Origin of the sequence: Halobellus ordinarius, from assembly GCF_031823395.1 — an archaeon.
GTDB lineage: Archaea > Halobacteriota > Halobacteria > Halobacteriales > Haloferacaceae > Haloquadratum > Haloquadratum ordinarius.
In genome coordinates, this window is sequence record NZ_JAVQKJ010000016.1 from 50,882 (window position 1) to 68,527 (window position 17,646).

A 17,646-nucleotide genomic window follows, 5' to 3' on the forward strand; every position below is an offset into this window, starting at 1 on the left:
GCCTCACTCCGGAGTAACGGACTGCTGACCCGATCCGCGCCGCAACTCCACGAGGCTACTGTACACGACCATCCCGCTGACCAGGAGCGCAGATCCGAGAATCAACACGAGGCTGACGGTGTCGAGAACTGGCATCTCGAAGTACGACCCGAGCTCCCGGATGGCGACTGCGACGGACCCACCGAGCAACATCAGGCCGAAGTAGACCTTGATCTCGCTCTCGTCGACGATGCTCGTGGCCGCCGAGCCGAAACGGGCTCCCAGGGCACTCCCGGCCAGGAGCGGGGCGACGATCGAGAGATCGACGCCGCCGTCCATCGCGTACAGGAAGCTTCCGATCCCGCCCGAGAAGACGATCTCGAACAAGTCGGTCCCGACCGCAATCGGAACAGGCACGCCGATCAGGTAGAACAGCGCCGGCATCCGGATGAAGCCGCCGCCGACGCCCAGGAATCCCGAAAGGAGCCCGGTCGCGAACGCGACGCCCAGTATCATCCACAGCGAGACGCTGATGCCGCCGCGGAGACTGATCATCGGCGGGACGCGGTACGACTGGATCTTCTTTGCGATGTCCGGGATTTCTTCGGCATCGACCTCCGCGTCGGCCTCTGCCTCGTGATCCACACCGCCGCCGTCGTCGCCTTGAATCGCTTCGTAGGTGACGAACAGGCCGATGCCACCCAGAAGGACCACGTAGGTGACGCTAATGATGCTGCCGGCCAGACCCAAGGTTTCGAGGAAGAACACGATCCGTTTACCGACCTCGATCCCGAGCGTCGTTCCGGCAATCATCAGGACGCCGAGTTTGTAGTCGACCTGTCCGAGGTCCCGATGCTTCAGCGTTGCAATAACCGATGTCCCGAAGACGAACGCGAGGCCGCTCCCGACGGCGACACGGGAGGGATACCCCATCACCAGCAGTGCCGGCGTCACGAGGAACGAGCCTCCCATCCCGAAGAACCCGAAGAGGATCCCGATGAGCAGGCCGAAGCCGACGAAAAGCGCCAGCGTCGCGGCACCGATTCCGAGTATCTCTATCATTTATTCCTTTACAATCAGCCGACGAACGGTCGGTTCCAGTGCGTTCGTGAGGGCTCCGTACCCGACGTAGAGGATGATCGCCTCGACGAGCACGGTCCCGACGAGCATCACTGCTGCCCGTGCCTCCGGCCCCGAAGCACTGACGATGGCGCCAACATCTACCATACTTTCCCCCCGTTCGCGTTGTGTAGTTGTGTATGCATCATACTATACTGGTCAGCGCAAGGTATCCGGTAGCCACTAATAACGCTTTTGGGTCGATTGCACAATACTAAATCCAGTGGCAACCGATAAGTTACAGGAAACGCATCCATCGCTATCGATCTCCCACCTGGCGTCGATGCGGGCGTATATCCCCTTCTCAGATCCCCTCTAATGGATATGCACTCGGTCGCGCGCACCCAGGATTCCCGCGAAGTGCCGGGGCGCCCCCGAGTCATTTGCAACCGTATCCGATCTCTCGGTGCCGGCCGGATCTGCCGGAGAGACGGCTCAGGATCCCGAAGCCGGCAATCTCAGATCGTGTACTATATTCCCATAAGCTATCATTATTCTCGTCGTGCTCCACACATCAGCAACGCCTGATTTTTGATACTGAATACCCGACGACTCCCGGGTCCACCGACGCTAACCGATACTTTATCCGTCTGCCTGACGTACTACAAGTGTGACAGAAGAAACAGGGCGTCGCAACCTACGAATGCCCAACGGAGACGAGCTGTTCGCCGTGGTCACCGAGCACAACGGCGGCAATCACGTCCGCGTCCGCTGCAACGACGGCAAAAATCGGATGGGCCGGATCCCCGGCCGGATGAAGTACCGGACCTGGATCAACGAGGGCGACGTCGTCCTCGTGGAGCCGTGGGACTGGCAGGACGAGAAAGCGAACATCGAGTGGCGGTACTCGGAGCAGGACGCACAGCAACTGCGCGAAGAAGGCCACATCGAATGACCCGGCTGCTCGCGTCGACGCTCGGCTAATTCTCCATAACCGGTCGCCGTGAGGCGTCCTGTTCAGGCTTCCCGACGGTAGAGGACGATCAACACTACGATCAGAACGATCTGCACGGCCTTGTCGGCGTATCCCGGCGGTGAAAAGTCCGGCGCGTTGAGGACGTACCACGCGACGACCTGTCCCACAGTGAACGGAATGCCAAGCAGATACATCAGACGTCGCTTGTAGTCGACGAGCACGGCACCCGCCCCTGCGAAGAATCCGATGGCAGCGATCAGAAACGCCCATCCGAGCGGGTCCGAGATGAAATTCACGCCCAATACGAGGTGGATGATGCCGCTTATCGCGGCCAACGCAACACCGAGCCAGTGGAGTCCGGTCAACGAGTCGGTCTGGATCGACAGCCCTTGATCTGCTGTTGCCATACGTTCACGAAGGCCACACGGCAACTTCAAGCTACGGCTCGATTTACGATCCTGCGAACCGATTCGCGAAAGCGCCGACTGGCGAAGCGGTCCCGGGGGAGGGTCGGTCGGCCGTCAGCCTCGATTGCGGCGGACAGCAGATCGACCGCCTCGTCGATAGACTCGAACAGTCGGTCCGTCCGCTCGTCGAGGATCTCCCGCTGGCCGCCGCTGTCGGGTGCGAAAGCGACCATTCTGGCGGCAACGTACTCCGCGACAGCCATTCCGAAGTGTTCGCGCGGCTTGAGGTTCAGTCCGTACCTGTGTGTTCGGAGAAGCATCTCGAGGCGTGATCGAGGGACATCAACCTCGACTGAGACGTACGAGCGCTCGGTAGCAGCCGTCTCGACTCGACTGACATACTGTCGGTACGCCCGCGGCGCTCCGCCGACGATGTGGAGATGGATGTCGTGGTCGCGCGCCCGTACCCGATCGACCACACGAATCGCGTCCAGAATCCGCTTGTCGGGGGCAAGCCGTCCGACGACGACGACGCCCGGTTCCCGGTCGGCCCAGTCGCGGCCGCCCTCGATCGGATCGACGGGCGGGTGGAGAACCGCCGGTTTCACCCCGTAAAGACGGTCGACGACGCCCGCCGTCCACGCCGAGTTCGCCACGAGCGTGGTGGTTGGTGCGGCGAGTGCCTCGTCTTCCGGACCGGCGACGCGACTCAGGATTCGGGCACCGACCCCGTCGCTGGCGTCCTCTGGGTCGGAATGTGTGAGCCGATGGGTGTGAAACTGCGGGTAGTGGACATACTGAACAGAGGGGATCGGAAACGCGAGTTCGTTTGCGGTGCTCACCGCCAGGTCGAAATCACTCGCGTCCCGGGCGAAGTATCGCCCGAGAAGTACACTCCGGAGAGCCAACTGTGGTCCAGCAAGCGGGGCGAAAGACGACAGTGCGCCGGCGATCGCCCCGGCGAACGGCGGCATCCGAACGGTGAGCGCCTCGTGGTCGATGTCCACACCGAAGCGATCGGCGAGCGCCGCGGGATCCGTTTCTGACAGGGTGTACAGGGTGACGGCGTGGTCGCGCTGCAGGGCGCTGCAGACTGTGAGGCAGACGACGTCCGCACCCCCCTGGAAATCGAGTGTGTTGTGGACCACCGCGACGCGGGCCATACGTACCGTTCGACTTCCTCCCGTGAGTCACTTTCCGTCCAGTTCTCACGGTTGCGGCACACCGCCGTCGCGCTTTTGCCCCCTCCCTTCGATGTGCCCCTGATGGAGTGCGCGTTTGTCGGGGCGGGCGCGGTCGCCGAAAAATACGCTGCCGGTCTCGCCGACTCGTCGCTGGAGTTGGCCGCCGTCTGTGACCTCGATCGGGAGCGTGCCGAGGCGCTGGGAGCGGACTACGGCGCGACGGCCTACGAGGAGGTTGACTCGATGCTGTCCGCGGAGTCGGCCCCGCTCGTGGTGAACCTCACGAGTCACACCGCTCACGCGACGGTCACTGATCGCTGTCTCGCTGCCGGCCGACACGTCTGGAGCGAAAAGCCGCTGGCGCTCGATGTCGAGCGCGCGTTCGACCTGGTCGCCACCGCGGAACGGCGCGGCCTCGCACTCGGCTGTGCGCCGATCAACGATCGCTGCGACGCACAACGACACGCCCGCTGGTTTCTCGGGGACGGACGGTTCGGGACCGTCCGGCTCGGGTATGCGCACGCACACGTGGGGCGAGTCACCGACTGGCACGAAAGCCCCGATTCGTTTCTGGACGTGGGGCCGTTGTACGACGGCGCAGTCTACCCGTTGACGCTACTTGTCTCCTGGTTCGGGCCTGTAAGGAATGTTCGGAACGCAGCTGCGCTCGACGTCTGGCCGGACCGCGAGGACAGTGCACCGACGCGCCCGCCACACGTCGAAGCGATGCTCGAGTTCGAGACGGGGCCGACAGTGCGACTGACCACGAGTTTCTACGTTCCGCACCGGGCCCGTGAATTCAACAGCCTGGAACTCCACGGCGACGACGGATCGCTGTATCTCGCGGACAGTGGCGCGCTTGCGGCAGATCGAGCGACTGTCTCCGTCGGCGGAAATGGGCGGCCCTCGGTCGCCGCTCCGCATCCGGCTCCCAGGCAGGAACGTTCGTATCTCGACGGGCCGGAACAACTCGCTGAGGCGGTCGAGGCCGGCGGCTCGCCGACCGATAGCGCCCGAAGGGCCGCTCACGTGGTGGGGGTCTGTAACGCGATCGAAGCGGCGGCGGCGCAAGGTGAAGACGTGGAAGTGCGGACTATCGAGTTCGAGACCGGCGCACTGCAGTCGCCACCAGTTCGACCGCCGGCGGACGCCACGGAGCCAATGGCGGCGGAGAGAGCCGGTAGCGAGCAGATGCACTCGAAACTCGAACGGGGACGGACTGCCGCGGTCCGTCTCCCGCCGGTCGGCTTCGGCTGCTCCCGGTACCGCGACGGCGAGTACGTCGACCGGATCGGATCGATCGCGACCGCACTCGATACCGGCTACCGCCTGCTGGACTCGGCCGAACTGTACGGGAACGAGTTCCGGATCGGCGATCTCCTCGATTCGCCGGGCACACCCGACCGCGAGGGGCTCTTCCTCGTCGGCAAAGTCTGGAACACGAACCACGAACACGTCGCGGAGGCCTGTCGTGGAAGCCTCGCGGAGCTGGGGATCGACGCCTTCGATTCGTACCTCCTCCACTGGCCAGCGGCCTGGGCATACCAGGGGCCGCTCTCGGAACTGGCGTCCAAACCGCCGGCGGAGCAGGAGGCACTGACGTTTCCGACCGACGACGAGGGGGAGCCTGCGACGGTCGACGTCCCGCTGGCTGCGACGTGGCGCCGGATGGAGCGACTGGTCGATCGCGGGCTCACCCGGACACTCGGCGTCTGTAACGTGTCGCTCGGGCAGTTGGAGACGATCCTGGATTCCGCGCGCGTGCCGCCGGCGATCGTCCAGGTCGAATCGCATCCGTATCTTCCCCGAACGGAACTCGTCGAGATGTGCCACGAGCACGGGATCAGGGTGATGGCACACTCGCCGCTTTCGGCGCCCGGGCTGCTCGACGAACCGGTAGTGGCAGCAATCGCCGAGGAACACGGTGTCACTCCTGCGGCAGTCGCCGTCGCGTTCCACGTCGACCGCGGCGTCGTCCCGATCCCGGCCAGCAACGACCCCGATCACGTCGTCGACAACCTCGCGGCCGCACGACTCCGCCTCACCGACGCGGACCGCGAGCGACTGGTGACGCTCGCCGATCCGGAGTTCGAGCGGTGACCGACCGGATGACTCCTCCCGACACTCTCCGTCGTCAGTGGGGAGTTGTCGGCGTCGTGGCGATCGCTGGGCTCCTCGTCGTCGCGTCCGGCGTCTATGTGGCCGTCGGCGGACCGGGCGTTCGGACCGTGCTGAGGTGGCTCCTCCCCACGGCGGCGGTGGCGGGATTCGGCCTGTGGTTCACCCACCAACATCTGGGGGCGAATCGGCCGGCAGATTCGGGTGAATCGGATGGAGATATCGACGGGATCCGCCTCTACCGCTCACTCGGCGTGCCGAACCTCGTGACGCTGTTTCGCGGCTTTCTCTTCGCCGCGCTCGCGGGGTTCGGGGCTCTCTCTCCGCGACCCGCGATCGCGTGGATTCCAGCACTCCTCTACGGCGCAGGCTGTGCGCTGGACGCCGTGGATGGCTTTCTCGCACGGCGGGCCGACCGACGAACGGTGCTCGGTGCGAAACTGGATCTGGCGTTCGACACGACGGGCTTTCTCGTCGCGCCGGTCGTCGCCGTGCTGTGGGGGCAGCTACCGGTCTGGTACCTGTCGCTGTCGGCCGCGCGGTATCTCTTCAAGGCGGGCCGGCAGTGGCGACGTCGACGCGGCAAGCCGGTCTACGACCTTCCCGACAGCCGCCTGCGTCGGCCCCTCGCGGGCCTCCAGATGGCGTTCATCACGTTCGCACTGGCGCCGCTTCTCCCGCTCGCGGCGATCCGGCCGATCGCGGCCGCCGTGTTGGTGCCGTCGCTCGCGGTGTTCGCTCGGGATTACGTCGTCGTCGCCGGGTGGCTGCCAGGTGACCGGGAGTGACCGGGACGGAATCCACTGCCGACGTCACCCGACGGCCCGGATGAGAACGAACAGGCTCCCGACGGATCCCAGCGTCGTGAGGAACACGTTCAGCGACGCGAACTGCTCGTCGCCCCCGAGTTCGCTCGTGAACACGTACGTCGACACCGCCGTCGGCGTACCGAGCATCACGACTGCGCCGGTGAACGTAGCGGCGTCGACCTCCAGGAGCGTGAACGCGAGCCACGCCAGCCCGGGCATACTTACGATCTTCAGCGCGACCACGGAGGCGCTCGCGCCGAGTTCCAGCGTCGGGAGATCGACCTGGAGCGACGCCCCGACGCACAGCAGCGCGATCGGGAGTGCCAGCGCTCCGAGGGCGTCGAGCCCGCCCGCGAGGACCTCCGGGACGGACACGCCGGCCGACCCAACAGCCAGGCCGACGACGAGTGTTCCGAGCACCGGGTTCCTGGCCAGCTGCCGGAGTTCTCCCGCGATCGAGGCGTCTGCCCCGTTGATCGCCGTGAGAATGAAGACGGTGAGCGGCACCTGTATCAGGGAGACCACACCGAGGACCACGCTCGCGACGGCGGTCACGTCGCCGTCGAACGTCGCCGCCACCAGCGGTAACCCGAGGTAGCCCAGGTTCGAGTGATACGACTGGACGATGGCGACGCTCCGACGGCGCCGGTCGGGCCGGTGCCGATTGACCAGCCACGCGAGCCCCGCTGTGGAGAAAAGCACAGCGAGCAGGCCGAAAAGCAGCGTCGGCGTGATGAGATCGCCGATCGCCCGCTCGTACGTCGAGACGAAGATGAGCGCCGGGAGCGCCACGTAGTAGGCGGCGTCGTTGAGCCGCTGGGTCCGGCCCTCGTCAAGTGTCCCCGAAATCCGCAGGCCAAGTCCCGCGAGCAGCAGGGCGAGCAACCCGAGGAGCCTGACCAGGACTTCCATATTCGAGCGTCATCGGTAGGGCGACTTAGGAAGTTCGTCCTGCGGTGCCGCCGGAGGGCCAGCGGGACGAATTGCCAAAGGAGTAGAAACTCACGATAACAAATATTATACGTCTACAGTATTATAAATTACCTTACTTTTTGAGATTATCATATCGATCTGACATCAGGTCAAGGATAGCGGACGGTAAACGTCTTCGAAGGTGAATCGTAATCGAAATACTGTGGAAGGAAAGTGGGGGTTACAGTAACTTCACCGCGATTGTGGGCGCGAAAGCCGATACCCTCTAATCTGACGGACGAAACCGTCGATCAACAAAAGTCCCAATCTGCTAATATACTAGTGTATATTTGTTCAGCCGCTCTGGCCGTAGTCGCTGAAGCGATCGAACAGATGTTCGAGTTCGGCGTCGGGGAGGTGCGTGGGTTCGCCGATGTTGCTGCCCTGATAGTGGATCCGCGCGCAGTATTCGACCATCAGTGCCACCTCGAAGGCGGCCTCGGCGTCTTCGCCGACAGTGATGACGCCGTGATTCCCCAGGAGGCAGGCGTTTTTGTCCTCGCCCAGTGCGTCGACGGCCGCCTGTCCGAGTTTCTCGGTGCCAGGTTCGTAGTAGTCCGTCACCGGGACCTCTTTGCCGGCGAAGGCGATCAGATAGTGCGTCGCCGGGATGGGTTCCTGCAGGCTGGCGAAGGTGCTCGCGTACGGCGAGTGGGTGTGCACGACCGCGCCCACGTCGTCGCGTTCGCGCATAATCTGCAGGTGCATCGGTTTCTCGGAGGAGGCTCCGAGTTCGCCCGCCACCTGTTCGCCGTCGATGGAGACGAGCGGGACGTCTTCGGGGTCGATCTCCTCGTAGGGGACGCCCGAAGGGTTGATCGCGACCCGGTCGCCGTTCCGGTAGCTGATGTTGCCGCCCGTCCCCTCGGTGAGTCCCTGCGCGAGCATCTCCCGGCCGAGGTCGGCGACCGTCTCCCGCTCGTGCTGGAGGTCGTTTGGCGGCTCAGCGATTGCTGTCTCGGTGTCGCTGCTCTGGCCGTACCCCTCGAAGATCTCGATCAGATCCTGGATCCGCTCGTCGGGGAGGAGTTCGGGGTCGCCGGCGTTCAACGCCTGGTAGTGGATCCGTGAGACGTACTCGACCATCAGGGCCACCTCGTAGGCGGCCTCGGCATCTTCACCGACGGCGATGACGCCGTGGTTCTTCAGTAGACAGGCGTTGTACTCGTCGCCGAGCGTCTCTAAGGCCGCCTCCGCGAGTTCGGCGGTGCCGTAGGTCTCGTACGGTGCGACCGGAATTTCGTCGCCGACGAAGGCGATGAGATAATGCGAGGGGAGGACAGACTGGTCCAGGCTCGCGAACGTGCTCGCGTACGGCGAGTGGGTGTGCACGACGGCACCGACGTCGTCGCGCTCGCGGATGATTCCGGAGTGCATCCGGAACTCGCTGGATGGATCTGTATCGCCGGCGATCCGTTCGCCCTCGAGGTCGATTACCGGGACGTCCTCGGGATCGATCTCGTCGTACGGGATGCCGGAGGGGCTGATCGCGATCTGATCGCCCTCGCGGACGCTGATGTTGCCGCCGGTTCCTTTCGTGAGCCCCTGCCGGAGCATCTTCCGGCCGAGTTCGCTTACTGTCCGTCGCTTCTCGTCGAGTACTGGATTCTGTGACATCGTAGTGGTGTTTGAGTTCGTGGATCGGTAGTGGGTTTGGATGGGCGATTCCCGGTATCGGGCGCCCGTCTTCTGATATTTTCGGCTGGCCGCAGGGAGCGTCAGGCCGTGCTGAGGATCCCCTCGTCGTGGAACGACTGCTCGCTCATACCCTGTGATTTGAGCGTCGTCCCCTCCTCGTCGAACAGGTGGAGGGCGCTCTCGTCGAACGCGACAGCGACCTGGGTTCCGACCTCCGGCGCGTACGCCGAGTCGACCCGGGCGTCCCACTGTTCGTCGGAGCCGTTGACCTCGAGCGTGAGATAGTTGTCGCTTCCCATCGGCTCGACGACCTTGATGGTCGCATCGAACAGTTCCCGCTGTTCCCAGTTGCTCGGATCACGAACGACCTGGAGGTCTTCGGGGCGGATGCCCAGGCGAACCGTATCGCCGGGCGCTATGTCGATCTCCCCGAGGATGGCGTCGTCGAGCGGGTATTCGGTTTTGCCGTCGGTGCTCACGAGCGTGGCCGACCCGTCCCGCTTCTCGTAATTCGTCGACATGAAGTTCATCGACGGCGACCCGATGAAGCCCGCGACGAACTCGTTTGCCGGGTGGTTGTACACCTCATTCGGCGGGGCCGCCTGCTGGAGCATACCGTCGTTCATCACGGCGACGATGTCGCCCATCGTCATCGCTTCGGCCTGGTCGTGGGTGACGTAGATCGACGTGATCCCCAGTTCGTTCTGGAGCTGGGAGATCTCGGTCCGCATCTTCGTCCTGAGTTTGGCGTCGAGGTTCGAGAGCGGCTCGTCGAACAGGAACACCTGCGGCTGGCGAACGATCGCCCGGCCCAGTGCGACTCGCTGCCGCTGTCCGCCCGACATCTGATCCGGCTTCTCGTCGAGCTGTGTGGCGATACCCATCATCTCGGCAGTCTGGCGGACCTGCTCGTTGATCTCTTTTTTCGTGAGGTCGCTCGAGTATTTGAGCCCGAACGCCATATTCTCCCGCACGGTCTTGTGGGGGTACAGCGCGTAGTTCTGGAACACCATCGCGATGTCCCGGTCTCTGGGTTCGAGCCCGTTGACGACGGTGTCGCCGATGCTGATGGTCCCTTCGGTGATCGTTTCCAGTCCCGCGACCATCCGCAGGGTCGTCGACTTCCCACAGCCGGACGGGCCGACGAGCACGAGGAAGTCGCCGTCGTCGATCTCCAGGTTCAGATCCTCGACGGCGACGATATCCTCGTTCGGATCCTTGTAGATCTTCGTCACGTCCTCGAATGAGACTCCGGCCATCAATCATCACCTCTTGTGTCGGCTGCGAGAACTTCTTCGTTGGCGAGGTGCGCCGGTTCCCCGTCGTTCAGCAGCGCGTCGATGTCGTCGACGATCATCTCCGAGTGGCGATCGATGACTTCCTCGGCTGCGCCCGCGAGATGCGGGGTCGTGACGACGTTGGGCATCTCCAATAGCGGGTGGTCGTCCGGGAGCGGCTCTTCGTCGTACACGTCCAGGGCAGCACCGCGTAGCGTCCCGGCTTCGAGTTCCGCTTGCAGCGCGTCCTGATCGATGATCGCCCCGCGGGCGGTGTTGATGAAGTACGCGGAGTCGGCCATCAGATCGAACTCCTCCGCGCCGATCAGTCCGCGGGTCGCGTCTGTCACCGGCACGTGGACCGTGACGATGTCGGAACTGCGGCACAGTTCGTCCAGATCGACCTTCTCGACGCCCCACTCGGCCATCCCCTCGGCGTCGATGTAGGGGTCGTAGCCGACGAGGTCCACCCCGAACCCGGCCGCACGCTCGGCGACCCGCTGGCCGATCGCACCGAGGCCGACGATCCCGAGCGTCTTGTCTTCGAGTTCCGGCCCCTTCAGTTCGACGTACGGCGAGCCGTTAGCGACACCCCAGGTGACGTCTTCCCGTTCACCGCCCGCAGCGGAGTCCGACTGGGGTTCCCCCGTGTAGGTCCCCGTGTGGAGCAAGTGATGCGAGTGGGCGATGTGCCGTGTCACCGCCAGGATCAGCCCGAGGGTGAAGTCGGCGACGCTGACGGCATTTCTGCCGGGCGCATACAGCACGGGAATCCCGCGTTCGGTCGCGGCGCTGATATCCACGTTCGCGTCCGGGCCGCCGCGCGTGCACGCGACGATGCGGAGATCCTCTGCGACGTCCAGCACCTCCTCGGAGACGCCCTCGAACCCGACGATGAGGATTTCGACGCCCTCCAGGAGGTCGATGAACTCGTCGGTGTCGAACCGGCCTTCCCGCTCGGCGATCGGATGATACTCCACGTCGAGGCCGAGTTCGCTTTCGAGCCGATGCAAGTTGCCGTCGTCGATGTTTGCGGTAATCAGGGTCTTCATAGCTTCGGTGTCGCCGCTTTCAGTCGCGATGCTCATTGCTTGACCGCCCCCATCGTGAGTCCTTCCACCAGGTGGTTGCGCAGTGCCAAACTGATCAGAATGACGGGAAGGACGGTGAGCGTCCCGGCGGCCCCGAGCATCCCCCAGTTGATGGAGAGATACCCCATCGACGACTGAATGACGAGCGGCGCCGTCCGGGTGTCGCCTCCGGTCAGGACCAACGCGAGCAGGAAGTTGTTCCACGAGAAGATGAAGGAGATGAACGCGGCGGCGGCGATGCCGGGCATCACGAGCGGTACCACGATCTCGCGGAACGCCTGGATGCGGTTGCAGCCGTCGACCATCGCCGACTCCTCCATCGACCGGGGCAGTTCGTCGATGAACCCCTTCACGATCCAGATGATCATCGGCAGCGTGATGAGGAAGTGCACGATCGTCAACCCGATCAGGCTCCGAGTGAGTCCGACGCCGCTCAGGAAGATGAAGAGCGGCACCATAATCGACAGCGGCGGGATCATCCGGGTCGAGAGGATCCAGAAGCCGATGTGGTGGCCACCGTACACGTCCATTCGAGAGAGACTGTAAGCCGCCGGCACGCCGATGATGACGCTTATCGACACCGCCGCGACTGCGACGACGAGACTGTTGAACAGATACTGCGCGAAGTTCTGTTCGACGAACAGCGTGACGTAGTTCTCGAGAACCGGCGTATAGAAGAGGAACTTCGGCGGCCAGTTCATAATCGTCTCCTTCTGCTGGATACTCACCGTTACCATCCAGTAGATGGGAAAGAGCATCCAGATGCTGACGATGATCCCGACCGCGTACTTGGCGGCCGTGGTCAGCGCTGCCAGCGGCTCGTCTGCCGCGGATTCCATCGCCGCACCGACGTCCGGAAGTCGTCTCGTACTCATTGCATACCAAGCCCCCTGATGATCCCCATCGTGATTCCGATCGTCACGACGAGGAGGATGATACCGAGGGCGGCCGCCTCGCCGCCCCGGAGGTTGACGAACGCGATCCGGTAGAGGTAGATGTTCAGGATCTCTGTCGCGGTCCCGGGACCGCCGTTCGTCACCAGCCAGATGATGTCGAAGCTACGGAAACTCCGCATCAGCCGGAAGACCACTGCGATCCCGATCATGTATTTGATCTGCGGCAGCGTGATGTGCCGGAACACCGCAAGCCGCGGTGCCCCGTCGACGCGCGCCGCTTCGTACATCGTCTCGGGGATGGATAACAGGCCCGCGTACACGATCATCACGATGAGCGGCGTCCACTGCCAGATGTCGATCATTATGACCGTCGCCATCGCGACCGTCGCCGACGAGGTCCAGGAGGGCGGCGTCATCCCCAGGAAGTTGATGATCATCCAGTTCACGACGCCGATCTGGCCGTTGAGCAGCAACCGCCACATCAGCCCCGTCGCGATCGGCGTCATCACCATCGGGAGGATGAAAACCGTCCTGAATATCGGCCGCCAGTTGCTGGAGAGCGACCGCAGGTACAGCGCCAGGGCGACACCGAGTACCAGTTCGAGCGTCACCGAGACGCCGGTGAAGATCACGGTCGCTCTGGCAGACCCCTGGAAGCGATCGGAGTTCAGAAGCGCCTCGTAGTTGGCGAGACCGACCCACGTCCGCGTGTCGGCCGCGAGCGGCCACTCGTGGAAGCTCATCCAGATCCCCTGGATGAACGGGTAGATCGCGAGGAAAGCCAAGATTGCGACCGAAGGGAGCAGGAACAGCCACTTGAGCGTCCGGTCGGAGATATCGAGCCGGTTCAGCAGCGGCTGCCGGGAGCCGACCCGTCCCAACCGCGAACGTACGTATTTTGCTCCGAGCATAATACTGAGAGGAAGTCAGTCCGATGTGCCCTCTCGAAGGAGGTTACAGGTACTCCTCCGGGATTTCCTTCGCGTACTCCGTGATCGGCGGAGCCGCGTCGTTGAGCGCCTCCGAGGCGCTCTTGCTGTCGGTCACGGCGTTGTTCATCGCGATCGCCGCCTCCGTCATCATGTCCATATTCTGCGGCGTGTGGAGCGGCACCGGCGGCGGGTCCGAGGGCACCATCTGCATTCCCTGCCGGTGCGCCTCGTTCCAGGACTCCTTCGGACCGAGTTCCTGGTACTCCTCCTGCTCGAACAGCCAGTTGGAGCGAGCGGGACCGTAGACGCCCTGACCCTCCCACTGTTGGGTGTTCATAAGCAGCATCATCGGACGCGAGAGCGCCCACTGCAGGAAGAGCCACGCGGCGCCGGGGTTCTCGGTGTACTGGCTGATCCCGAGTCCCCACTCCCAGGTGCTCGCCTGTTGCGTTCCGTCCGGGCCGGGGAGCGGCGGAATCCACTCCGTCCGGTCGATCTGTTCCTGCGTCCAGGGACCGATCGCCGACGGCGTGTGCAGCGCCATTCCGACGTCGCCGTTGCCCATCGCCTGGTTCGAGCGGTACCAATCGAAGTTCCCGATGTCGCTTGGCCCGTAATCGCCCATCATCTCCGCGAAGATCTCCAGCGACGCGATCCCCTGCTCGGAGTTCAGCGTCGCCTCGCGCGCTTCGTAGTCGAGCCACTCGGCGTCGTACGACTTGAACACCGTAGCCCAGTTAGCCGACGACAGCGTCGTCGAACTCGCGCGCGAACAGATCCCGGCGCGGTCGATCTCGTCGGACTCGTGGATCGCCTGTGCGACGTCGCGGAGCTCCGGATACGTCGACGGCGGCTCCATCCCGACCGCTTCCACGGACGGCACGTCGTACGCGACAGCGCCGTACGCCTCGACGCCGAACGGGAGCGAGACCATATTGTCGTCGCCGTACGTGAACGCATTCAGCGCCGAATCGGGCCAGTCATCCAGCGCGAGCCAGTCCTGGTCGGTCAGGCTCGAATCGTTGATGTACTGGTTGAGGTCCTTGACCCAGCCCGCGTTGTGGTAGCGGGCGCTGGGCCACAGCCCGAGGAAGAAGCCGTCGAAGACACCACTCTCGTTGTTGAGGTCGAGCGTGAGCTTCTGCCAGAGCTGGCTCTCCGGGAAGGTGTTGTACGTGACCGAGATGCCCGTCAGTTCCTCGAAGTACGGAAGCAGCTGTTCGGTGACCGAGGTGAACGGGTGGACGTTCATCCCGTAGATCAGCGAGGTCCCCTCGAACTGCTGCCAGTCGATGCCCGACTGACGCGCGTACTCGTTGATCCGCTGTCCCCACTCTTCGACCCCTTCGGACTGAGAGGGAAGACCGTCGTCCTCGCCTCCGCCACCGCTGCCACTGGTGGTTTCGGTTTCGTCTCCACCGCCGCTGTCTGTCTCGGTCGATCCGCCGTTACCGCCGCCTCCACAGCCGGCCAGGCCGACTGACGCGGAGACGCCGAGCGACTGTAGCATTCGTCGCCGTGAGATCCATGTTCGATTATTGTCTGCCATATATTCTACTCCGAAACAGGAGACGCCCGCACCGACAATCCGCACCTCGGCTGGGCACTCCCGTCTCGTCAGAAGCAGTTGTAATCTATCATCATAAATATTTCCCCGAGACCGGATCAATTTCAGTTTCGCTCTCGGCGGAGAGCAGACCCCGTGTCTCGCAGATGGATTCACCCTGTTTGTTCGACGATTCCGAACAATTATGCGGGTCGCGAACCAGAAAGCACGTATGGGCCGAGACGATCCGCCGGTGAAGGCGACGGCGACCAGTGCGCGGGTGATCGACGCGTTGCTGGAGCTGGATGGAGCAACAGTGACGGAGGTCGCAGACCACCTCGATCTTTCCAAAAGTTCGACCCACAACCACCTCGAGACGCTGCAACGCCTGGGATATATCAATCAGAACGGCTGGCAGTACCACGCGAGCCTGAAATTTCTGGAGATCGGGACGACGGTCCGCCGTCGATACGAACTCTACCAGTCCGGGGCTGAAGAGGCCGAACGGTTGGCCAACGCCGGATTTACGGCGAATCTGGTGATCCTCGAGGACGATGCCGCGGTCTGCATCGAAACGGCAATCGCAGAGGACAAAGAGACGGTAGTCGATACCGGCGATCGCTTGCCGTTGCACTGCACCGCTGCCGGGAAGGCATTGCTCGCTGCCCTCAGCCGTGAGGAGGCGGAATCACTCCTCAGAGAGATCCAGTTGACCGAGTGGACGGACAACACGCTCACAGACCAAGCCGCGCTGTTTGAAGATCTCGCCGAGGCACAGAACCGCGGGCTCGCCTCGAACCGTGAAGAGTGGCACGAGGGTGTTCGTGGCATCGCTGCGGCCATCACCGACGCGGACGATGCACTGCTCGGCGCCATAAGTGTCACCGGAAGCACCGAACAGCTGTCCGGAAAGACGTTCCAGCAGGACGTCTCGGGGCTCGTTCTCAGCTCAGCGAACCGGATTCGAAAGCGGATACGGCAGGAGTAGTTCGGTAATCTATAAATTGTTCTCTAATAGCGAAAATCGAAGATTTGGAACGGCGTAGATCCGCCCGGTTCCGACTGGGTATCTATCATAATCGTACACAGTGGACACGATTTTTCTGTAATGCCGAACAAAAATCCTCTGCCGGATCACGATCTTCGAGGATATCACCAGGATCCGATAGCGAGTCTCTCCTCATCGAAACTGAACAGGTCCGTTTCATAACATCTGTACCTTTGTTATACTCTCCGGGGAGTAAGAGAGCATCGACGAGTGACCCATAGGGGAGCAGCTCCTAACAGTGGTACTGAGAAAATGTCATATCCCTCCGTAGACATTCTGAACGCCCGTCGAGTGCCGTTATCATCTGAAGCGGTTCGAACCGCTCGTATCTTGCTTCGCTCTCCCGCTTCGAAGGGCCGGGGAGAGCGAACCGCTATCGATCAGTTCACTTCGCCCGTACGAATATCCGAAAGCGAGGCAACGAAGTCCACGGTGAGAATTTGTTCGGTATAACCGAATATATTGTCTCGACTCTCCCTTCCCATCCCCGATGATCAGTCGCTCACCACTCGGCGATGCTGCCGTCGTGGTGATACCAGATGGGATTCTGCCAGTCGAGTTCGGTCTGGGACTGACGGCGGACGTACTCCTCGTCGATATCGATGCCCAGTCCCGGCCCGTCGGGTGGCGTGACGTAGCCGTTCTTGAAGTCGAAGACGGTCGGGTCTTCGAGATACGCCAGATGCTCGTTGTTCGTCGGGTCGTGGATATCGAGATTCTGAGCCTGGTTTATCGCGTTGTGGACGGACATATCCAACTGGACACAGGCGGCGAAAGCGATCGGCCCCAGGGGACAGTGCAGGGCCACCTGGATGTCGGCCGCTTCGGCCATATTGGCGATCTTCTTCGTCTCGGAGATCCCCCCTGCGTGGGAGGGATCAGGCTGGATGATGTCGACGAGGCCGTTGTCGATGGTGTGTTTGAACTCCCACCGGGAGTATATCCGCTCCCCGGAGGCAAAGGGCGTCTTGCTGTGTGCGGCGATGTCCGGCAGCGCCTCGAAGTGTTCCGGCAACAGTGGTTCCTCGTAGAACATCGGATCGTACTCGTCCATCTCGGTCGCGGCCCACTTGGCCATCCCCTTCGTCACCCGTCCGCGGAAGTCGACTGCGATGTCGATACTGTCGCCGACCGCGTCCCGGACGGCGGCGACCCGCTCACACGCCTTGTTGACGGTCTCGGGGGAGTCGATTCGGCGGAACTGGCCGATCGGCGCCATCTTGAGCGTGTTGTATCCGTTCTCGACCTCCGAGACCGCGGCGTCGGCGACGGCGGCGGGGCTGTCACCGCCGATCCACTGGTAGATCTGGATTCTGTCCCGTGCTCGTCCGCCGAGGAGGTCGTAAATCGGCGCGTCGTAGTGTTTTCCTTTGATATCCCACAGCGCCTGGTCGATGCCGGCGATCGAACTCATCAGAATCGGCCCACCGCGGAAGTGTCGACCCCGGTACATCGCCTGCCAGTGTCGTTCGATGTCGAGCGGATCCTTCCCGATGAGGTAGTTGTCGATGATCTCCGAAACCGCAGCGACGGTGGTCCGGGCGTGACCCTCCACGATCGGCTCACCCCACCCGACGAGCCCCGTATTGGTCTCCAGTTTGAGGAACACCCATCGGGGGGGCACCTCGAACAGTTCGTAGCTGCTGATTTCCATACGTCTCCAAGGATCAGTGACCTCATATACGTTTGGCAGACAGCCCCGACCCTGACGTGC

Annotated in this window: 16 protein-coding genes; 4 read left to right on the forward strand and 12 right to left on the reverse strand. The window is 63.0% G+C overall.

Going from position 1 to position 17,646, the window contains the following annotated elements; genetic code table 11:
- Positions 1-3: 3 nt before the first annotated feature.
- A complete protein-coding gene (locus RJT48_RS19260) occupies positions 4-1,041 on the reverse strand; it encodes a sulfite exporter TauE/SafE family protein (RefSeq protein ID WP_311173983.1) in 1,038 nt (345 codons plus the stop codon).
- The gene (locus tag RJT48_RS19265) at positions 1,042-1,206 is read right to left on the reverse strand and encodes a DUF7512 family protein (RefSeq protein ID WP_311173984.1); all 165 of its coding nucleotides are present in this window, start codon (positions 1,204-1,206) and stop codon (positions 1,042-1,044) included. It lies immediately after the preceding gene.
- Between the two features lie 502 nt (positions 1,207-1,708).
- Between RJT48_RS19265 and eif1A the strand changes: the two genes are divergently transcribed.
- Positions 1,709-1,993 carry a translation initiation factor eIF-1A gene (gene eif1A, locus RJT48_RS19270; protein ID WP_311173985.1) on the forward strand — a complete coding sequence of 95 codons (285 nt, stop codon included), beginning with the start codon at positions 1,709-1,711 and terminating at the stop codon, positions 1,991-1,993.
- Positions 1,994-2,055: 62 nt separating this feature from the next.
- Here the strand turns inward: eif1A and RJT48_RS19275 are convergent, their stop codons facing one another.
- Together RJT48_RS19275 and RJT48_RS19280 are read right to left on the reverse strand one after the other, a co-directional pair.
- Positions 2,056-2,421: a DUF7475 family protein gene (locus RJT48_RS19275; RefSeq protein WP_311173986.1), complete on the reverse strand. Its 366-nt coding sequence runs from the start codon at positions 2,419-2,421 to the stop codon at positions 2,056-2,058.
- Positions 2,422-2,447: 26 nt separating this feature from the next.
- The gene (locus tag RJT48_RS19280) at positions 2,448-3,584 is read right to left on the reverse strand and encodes a glycosyltransferase family 4 protein (protein ID WP_311173987.1); all 1,137 of its coding nucleotides are present in this window, start codon (positions 3,582-3,584) and stop codon (positions 2,448-2,450) included.
- Between the two features lie 102 nt (positions 3,585-3,686).
- Between RJT48_RS19280 and RJT48_RS19285 the strand changes: the two genes are divergently transcribed.
- Together RJT48_RS19285 and RJT48_RS19290 are read left to right on the forward strand one after the other, a co-directional pair.
- Complete coding sequence (locus tag RJT48_RS19285; RefSeq protein WP_311173988.1) at positions 3,687-5,705, forward strand: aldo/keto reductase; 2,019 nt, start codon at positions 3,687-3,689, stop codon at positions 5,703-5,705.
- Entirely contained in the window at positions 5,702-6,511 is an 810-nt protein-coding gene (locus RJT48_RS19290; RefSeq protein ID WP_311173989.1) for a CDP-alcohol phosphatidyltransferase family protein, read from the forward strand. The genes RJT48_RS19285 and RJT48_RS19290 overlap by 4 nt, the downstream gene beginning before the upstream one ends.
- Positions 6,512-6,535: 24 nt before the next feature.
- Here RJT48_RS19290 and RJT48_RS19295 read toward each other — a convergent pair whose 3' ends face one another.
- The 7 genes from RJT48_RS19295 to RJT48_RS19325 all read right to left on the reverse strand — a co-directional run bounded on the left by RJT48_RS19295 (position 6,536) and on the right by RJT48_RS19325 (position 14,848).
- The gene (locus RJT48_RS19295; RefSeq protein WP_311173990.1) at positions 6,536-7,444 is read right to left on the reverse strand and encodes an AEC family transporter; all 909 of its coding nucleotides are present in this window, start codon (positions 7,442-7,444) and stop codon (positions 6,536-6,538) included.
- A 354-nt stretch (positions 7,445-7,798) separates the two neighbouring features.
- Positions 7,799-9,121, reverse strand: coding sequence for a class II aldolase/adducin family protein (locus RJT48_RS19300; protein WP_311173991.1), 1,323 nt, complete (start codon positions 9,119-9,121; stop codon positions 7,799-7,801).
- Positions 9,122-9,222: 101 nt separating this feature from the next.
- The gene (locus RJT48_RS19305) at positions 9,223-10,401 is read right to left on the reverse strand and encodes an ABC transporter ATP-binding protein (protein ID WP_311173992.1); all 1,179 of its coding nucleotides are present in this window, start codon (positions 10,399-10,401) and stop codon (positions 9,223-9,225) included.
- Positions 10,401-11,507, reverse strand: a complete 1,107-nt coding sequence (locus RJT48_RS19310; RefSeq protein ID WP_311173993.1) for a 2-hydroxyacid dehydrogenase — start codon at positions 11,505-11,507, stop codon at positions 10,401-10,403. The genes RJT48_RS19305 and RJT48_RS19310 overlap by 1 nt, the downstream gene beginning before the upstream one ends.
- Entirely contained in the window at positions 11,504-12,385 is an 882-nt protein-coding gene (locus tag RJT48_RS19315) for a carbohydrate ABC transporter permease (RefSeq protein WP_311173994.1), read from the reverse strand. Before RJT48_RS19315 ends, RJT48_RS19310 begins: the two co-directional genes overlap by 4 nt.
- Positions 12,382-13,317 (reverse strand): carbohydrate ABC transporter permease, encoded by a 936-nt coding sequence (locus tag RJT48_RS19320; protein WP_311173995.1) that lies wholly within the window; start codon positions 13,315-13,317, stop codon positions 12,382-12,384. The genes RJT48_RS19315 and RJT48_RS19320 overlap by 4 nt, the downstream gene beginning before the upstream one ends.
- Positions 13,318-13,360: 43 nt before the next feature.
- Positions 13,361-14,848 carry an ABC transporter substrate-binding protein gene (locus RJT48_RS19325; protein ID WP_311173996.1) on the reverse strand — a complete coding sequence of 496 codons (1,488 nt, stop codon included), beginning with the start codon at positions 14,846-14,848 and terminating at the stop codon, positions 13,361-13,363.
- Positions 14,849-15,116: 268 nt separating this feature from the next.
- On the opposite strand from RJT48_RS19325, the gene RJT48_RS19330 reads away from it, so the two are divergent.
- Positions 15,117-15,872, forward strand: a complete 756-nt coding sequence (locus RJT48_RS19330; RefSeq protein WP_311173997.1) for an IclR family transcriptional regulator — start codon at positions 15,117-15,119, stop codon at positions 15,870-15,872.
- A 562-nt stretch (positions 15,873-16,434) separates the two neighbouring features.
- Here the strand turns inward: RJT48_RS19330 and dgoD are convergent.
- Entirely contained in the window at positions 16,435-17,586 is a 1,152-nt protein-coding gene (gene dgoD / locus RJT48_RS19335; protein ID WP_311173998.1) for a galactonate dehydratase, read from the reverse strand.
- Between the last annotated feature and the right edge of the window lie 60 nt (positions 17,587-17,646).

Coding starts and splice junctions, on each gene's coding strand:
- RJT48_RS19280 (WP_311173987.1), bottom strand. CDS start 3,584: ATGGCCCGCGTCGCGGTGGTCCACAACACACTCGATTTCCAGGGGGGT.
- RJT48_RS19295 (WP_311173990.1), bottom strand. CDS start 7,444: ATGGAAGTCCTGGTCAGGCTCCTCGGGTTGCTCGCCCTGCTGCTCGCG.
- RJT48_RS19320 (WP_311173995.1), bottom strand. CDS start 13,317: ATGCTCGGAGCAAAATACGTACGTTCGCGGTTGGGACGGGTCGGCTCC.
- RJT48_RS19275 (WP_311173986.1), bottom strand. CDS start 2,421: ATGGCAACAGCAGATCAAGGGCTGTCGATCCAGACCGACTCGTTGACC.
- RJT48_RS19300 (WP_311173991.1), bottom strand. CDS start 9,121: ATGTCACAGAATCCAGTACTCGACGAGAAGCGACGGACAGTAAGCGAA.
- RJT48_RS19285 (WP_311173988.1), top strand. CDS start 3,687: ATGGAGTGCGCGTTTGTCGGGGCGGGCGCGGTCGCCGAAAAATACGCT.
- RJT48_RS19265 (WP_311173984.1), bottom strand. CDS start 1,206: ATGGTAGATGTTGGCGCCATCGTCAGTGCTTCGGGGCCGGAGGCACGG.
- RJT48_RS19260 (WP_311173983.1), bottom strand. CDS start 1,041: ATGATAGAGATACTCGGAATCGGTGCCGCGACGCTGGCGCTTTTCGTC.
- RJT48_RS19325 (WP_311173996.1), bottom strand. CDS start 14,848: ATGCTACAGTCGCTCGGCGTCTCCGCGTCAGTCGGCCTGGCCGGCTGT.
- RJT48_RS19315 (WP_311173994.1), bottom strand. CDS start 12,385: ATGAGTACGAGACGACTTCCGGACGTCGGTGCGGCGATGGAATCCGCG.
- RJT48_RS19310 (WP_311173993.1), bottom strand. CDS start 11,507: ATGAGCATCGCGACTGAAAGCGGCGACACCGAAGCTATGAAGACCCTG.
- dgoD (WP_311173998.1), bottom strand. CDS start 17,586: ATGGAAATCAGCAGCTACGAACTGTTCGAGGTGCCCCCCCGATGGGTG.
- RJT48_RS19305 (WP_311173992.1), bottom strand. CDS start 10,401: ATGGCCGGAGTCTCATTCGAGGACGTGACGAAGATCTACAAGGATCCG.
- RJT48_RS19330 (WP_311173997.1), top strand. CDS start 15,117: ATGGGCCGAGACGATCCGCCGGTGAAGGCGACGGCGACCAGTGCGCGG.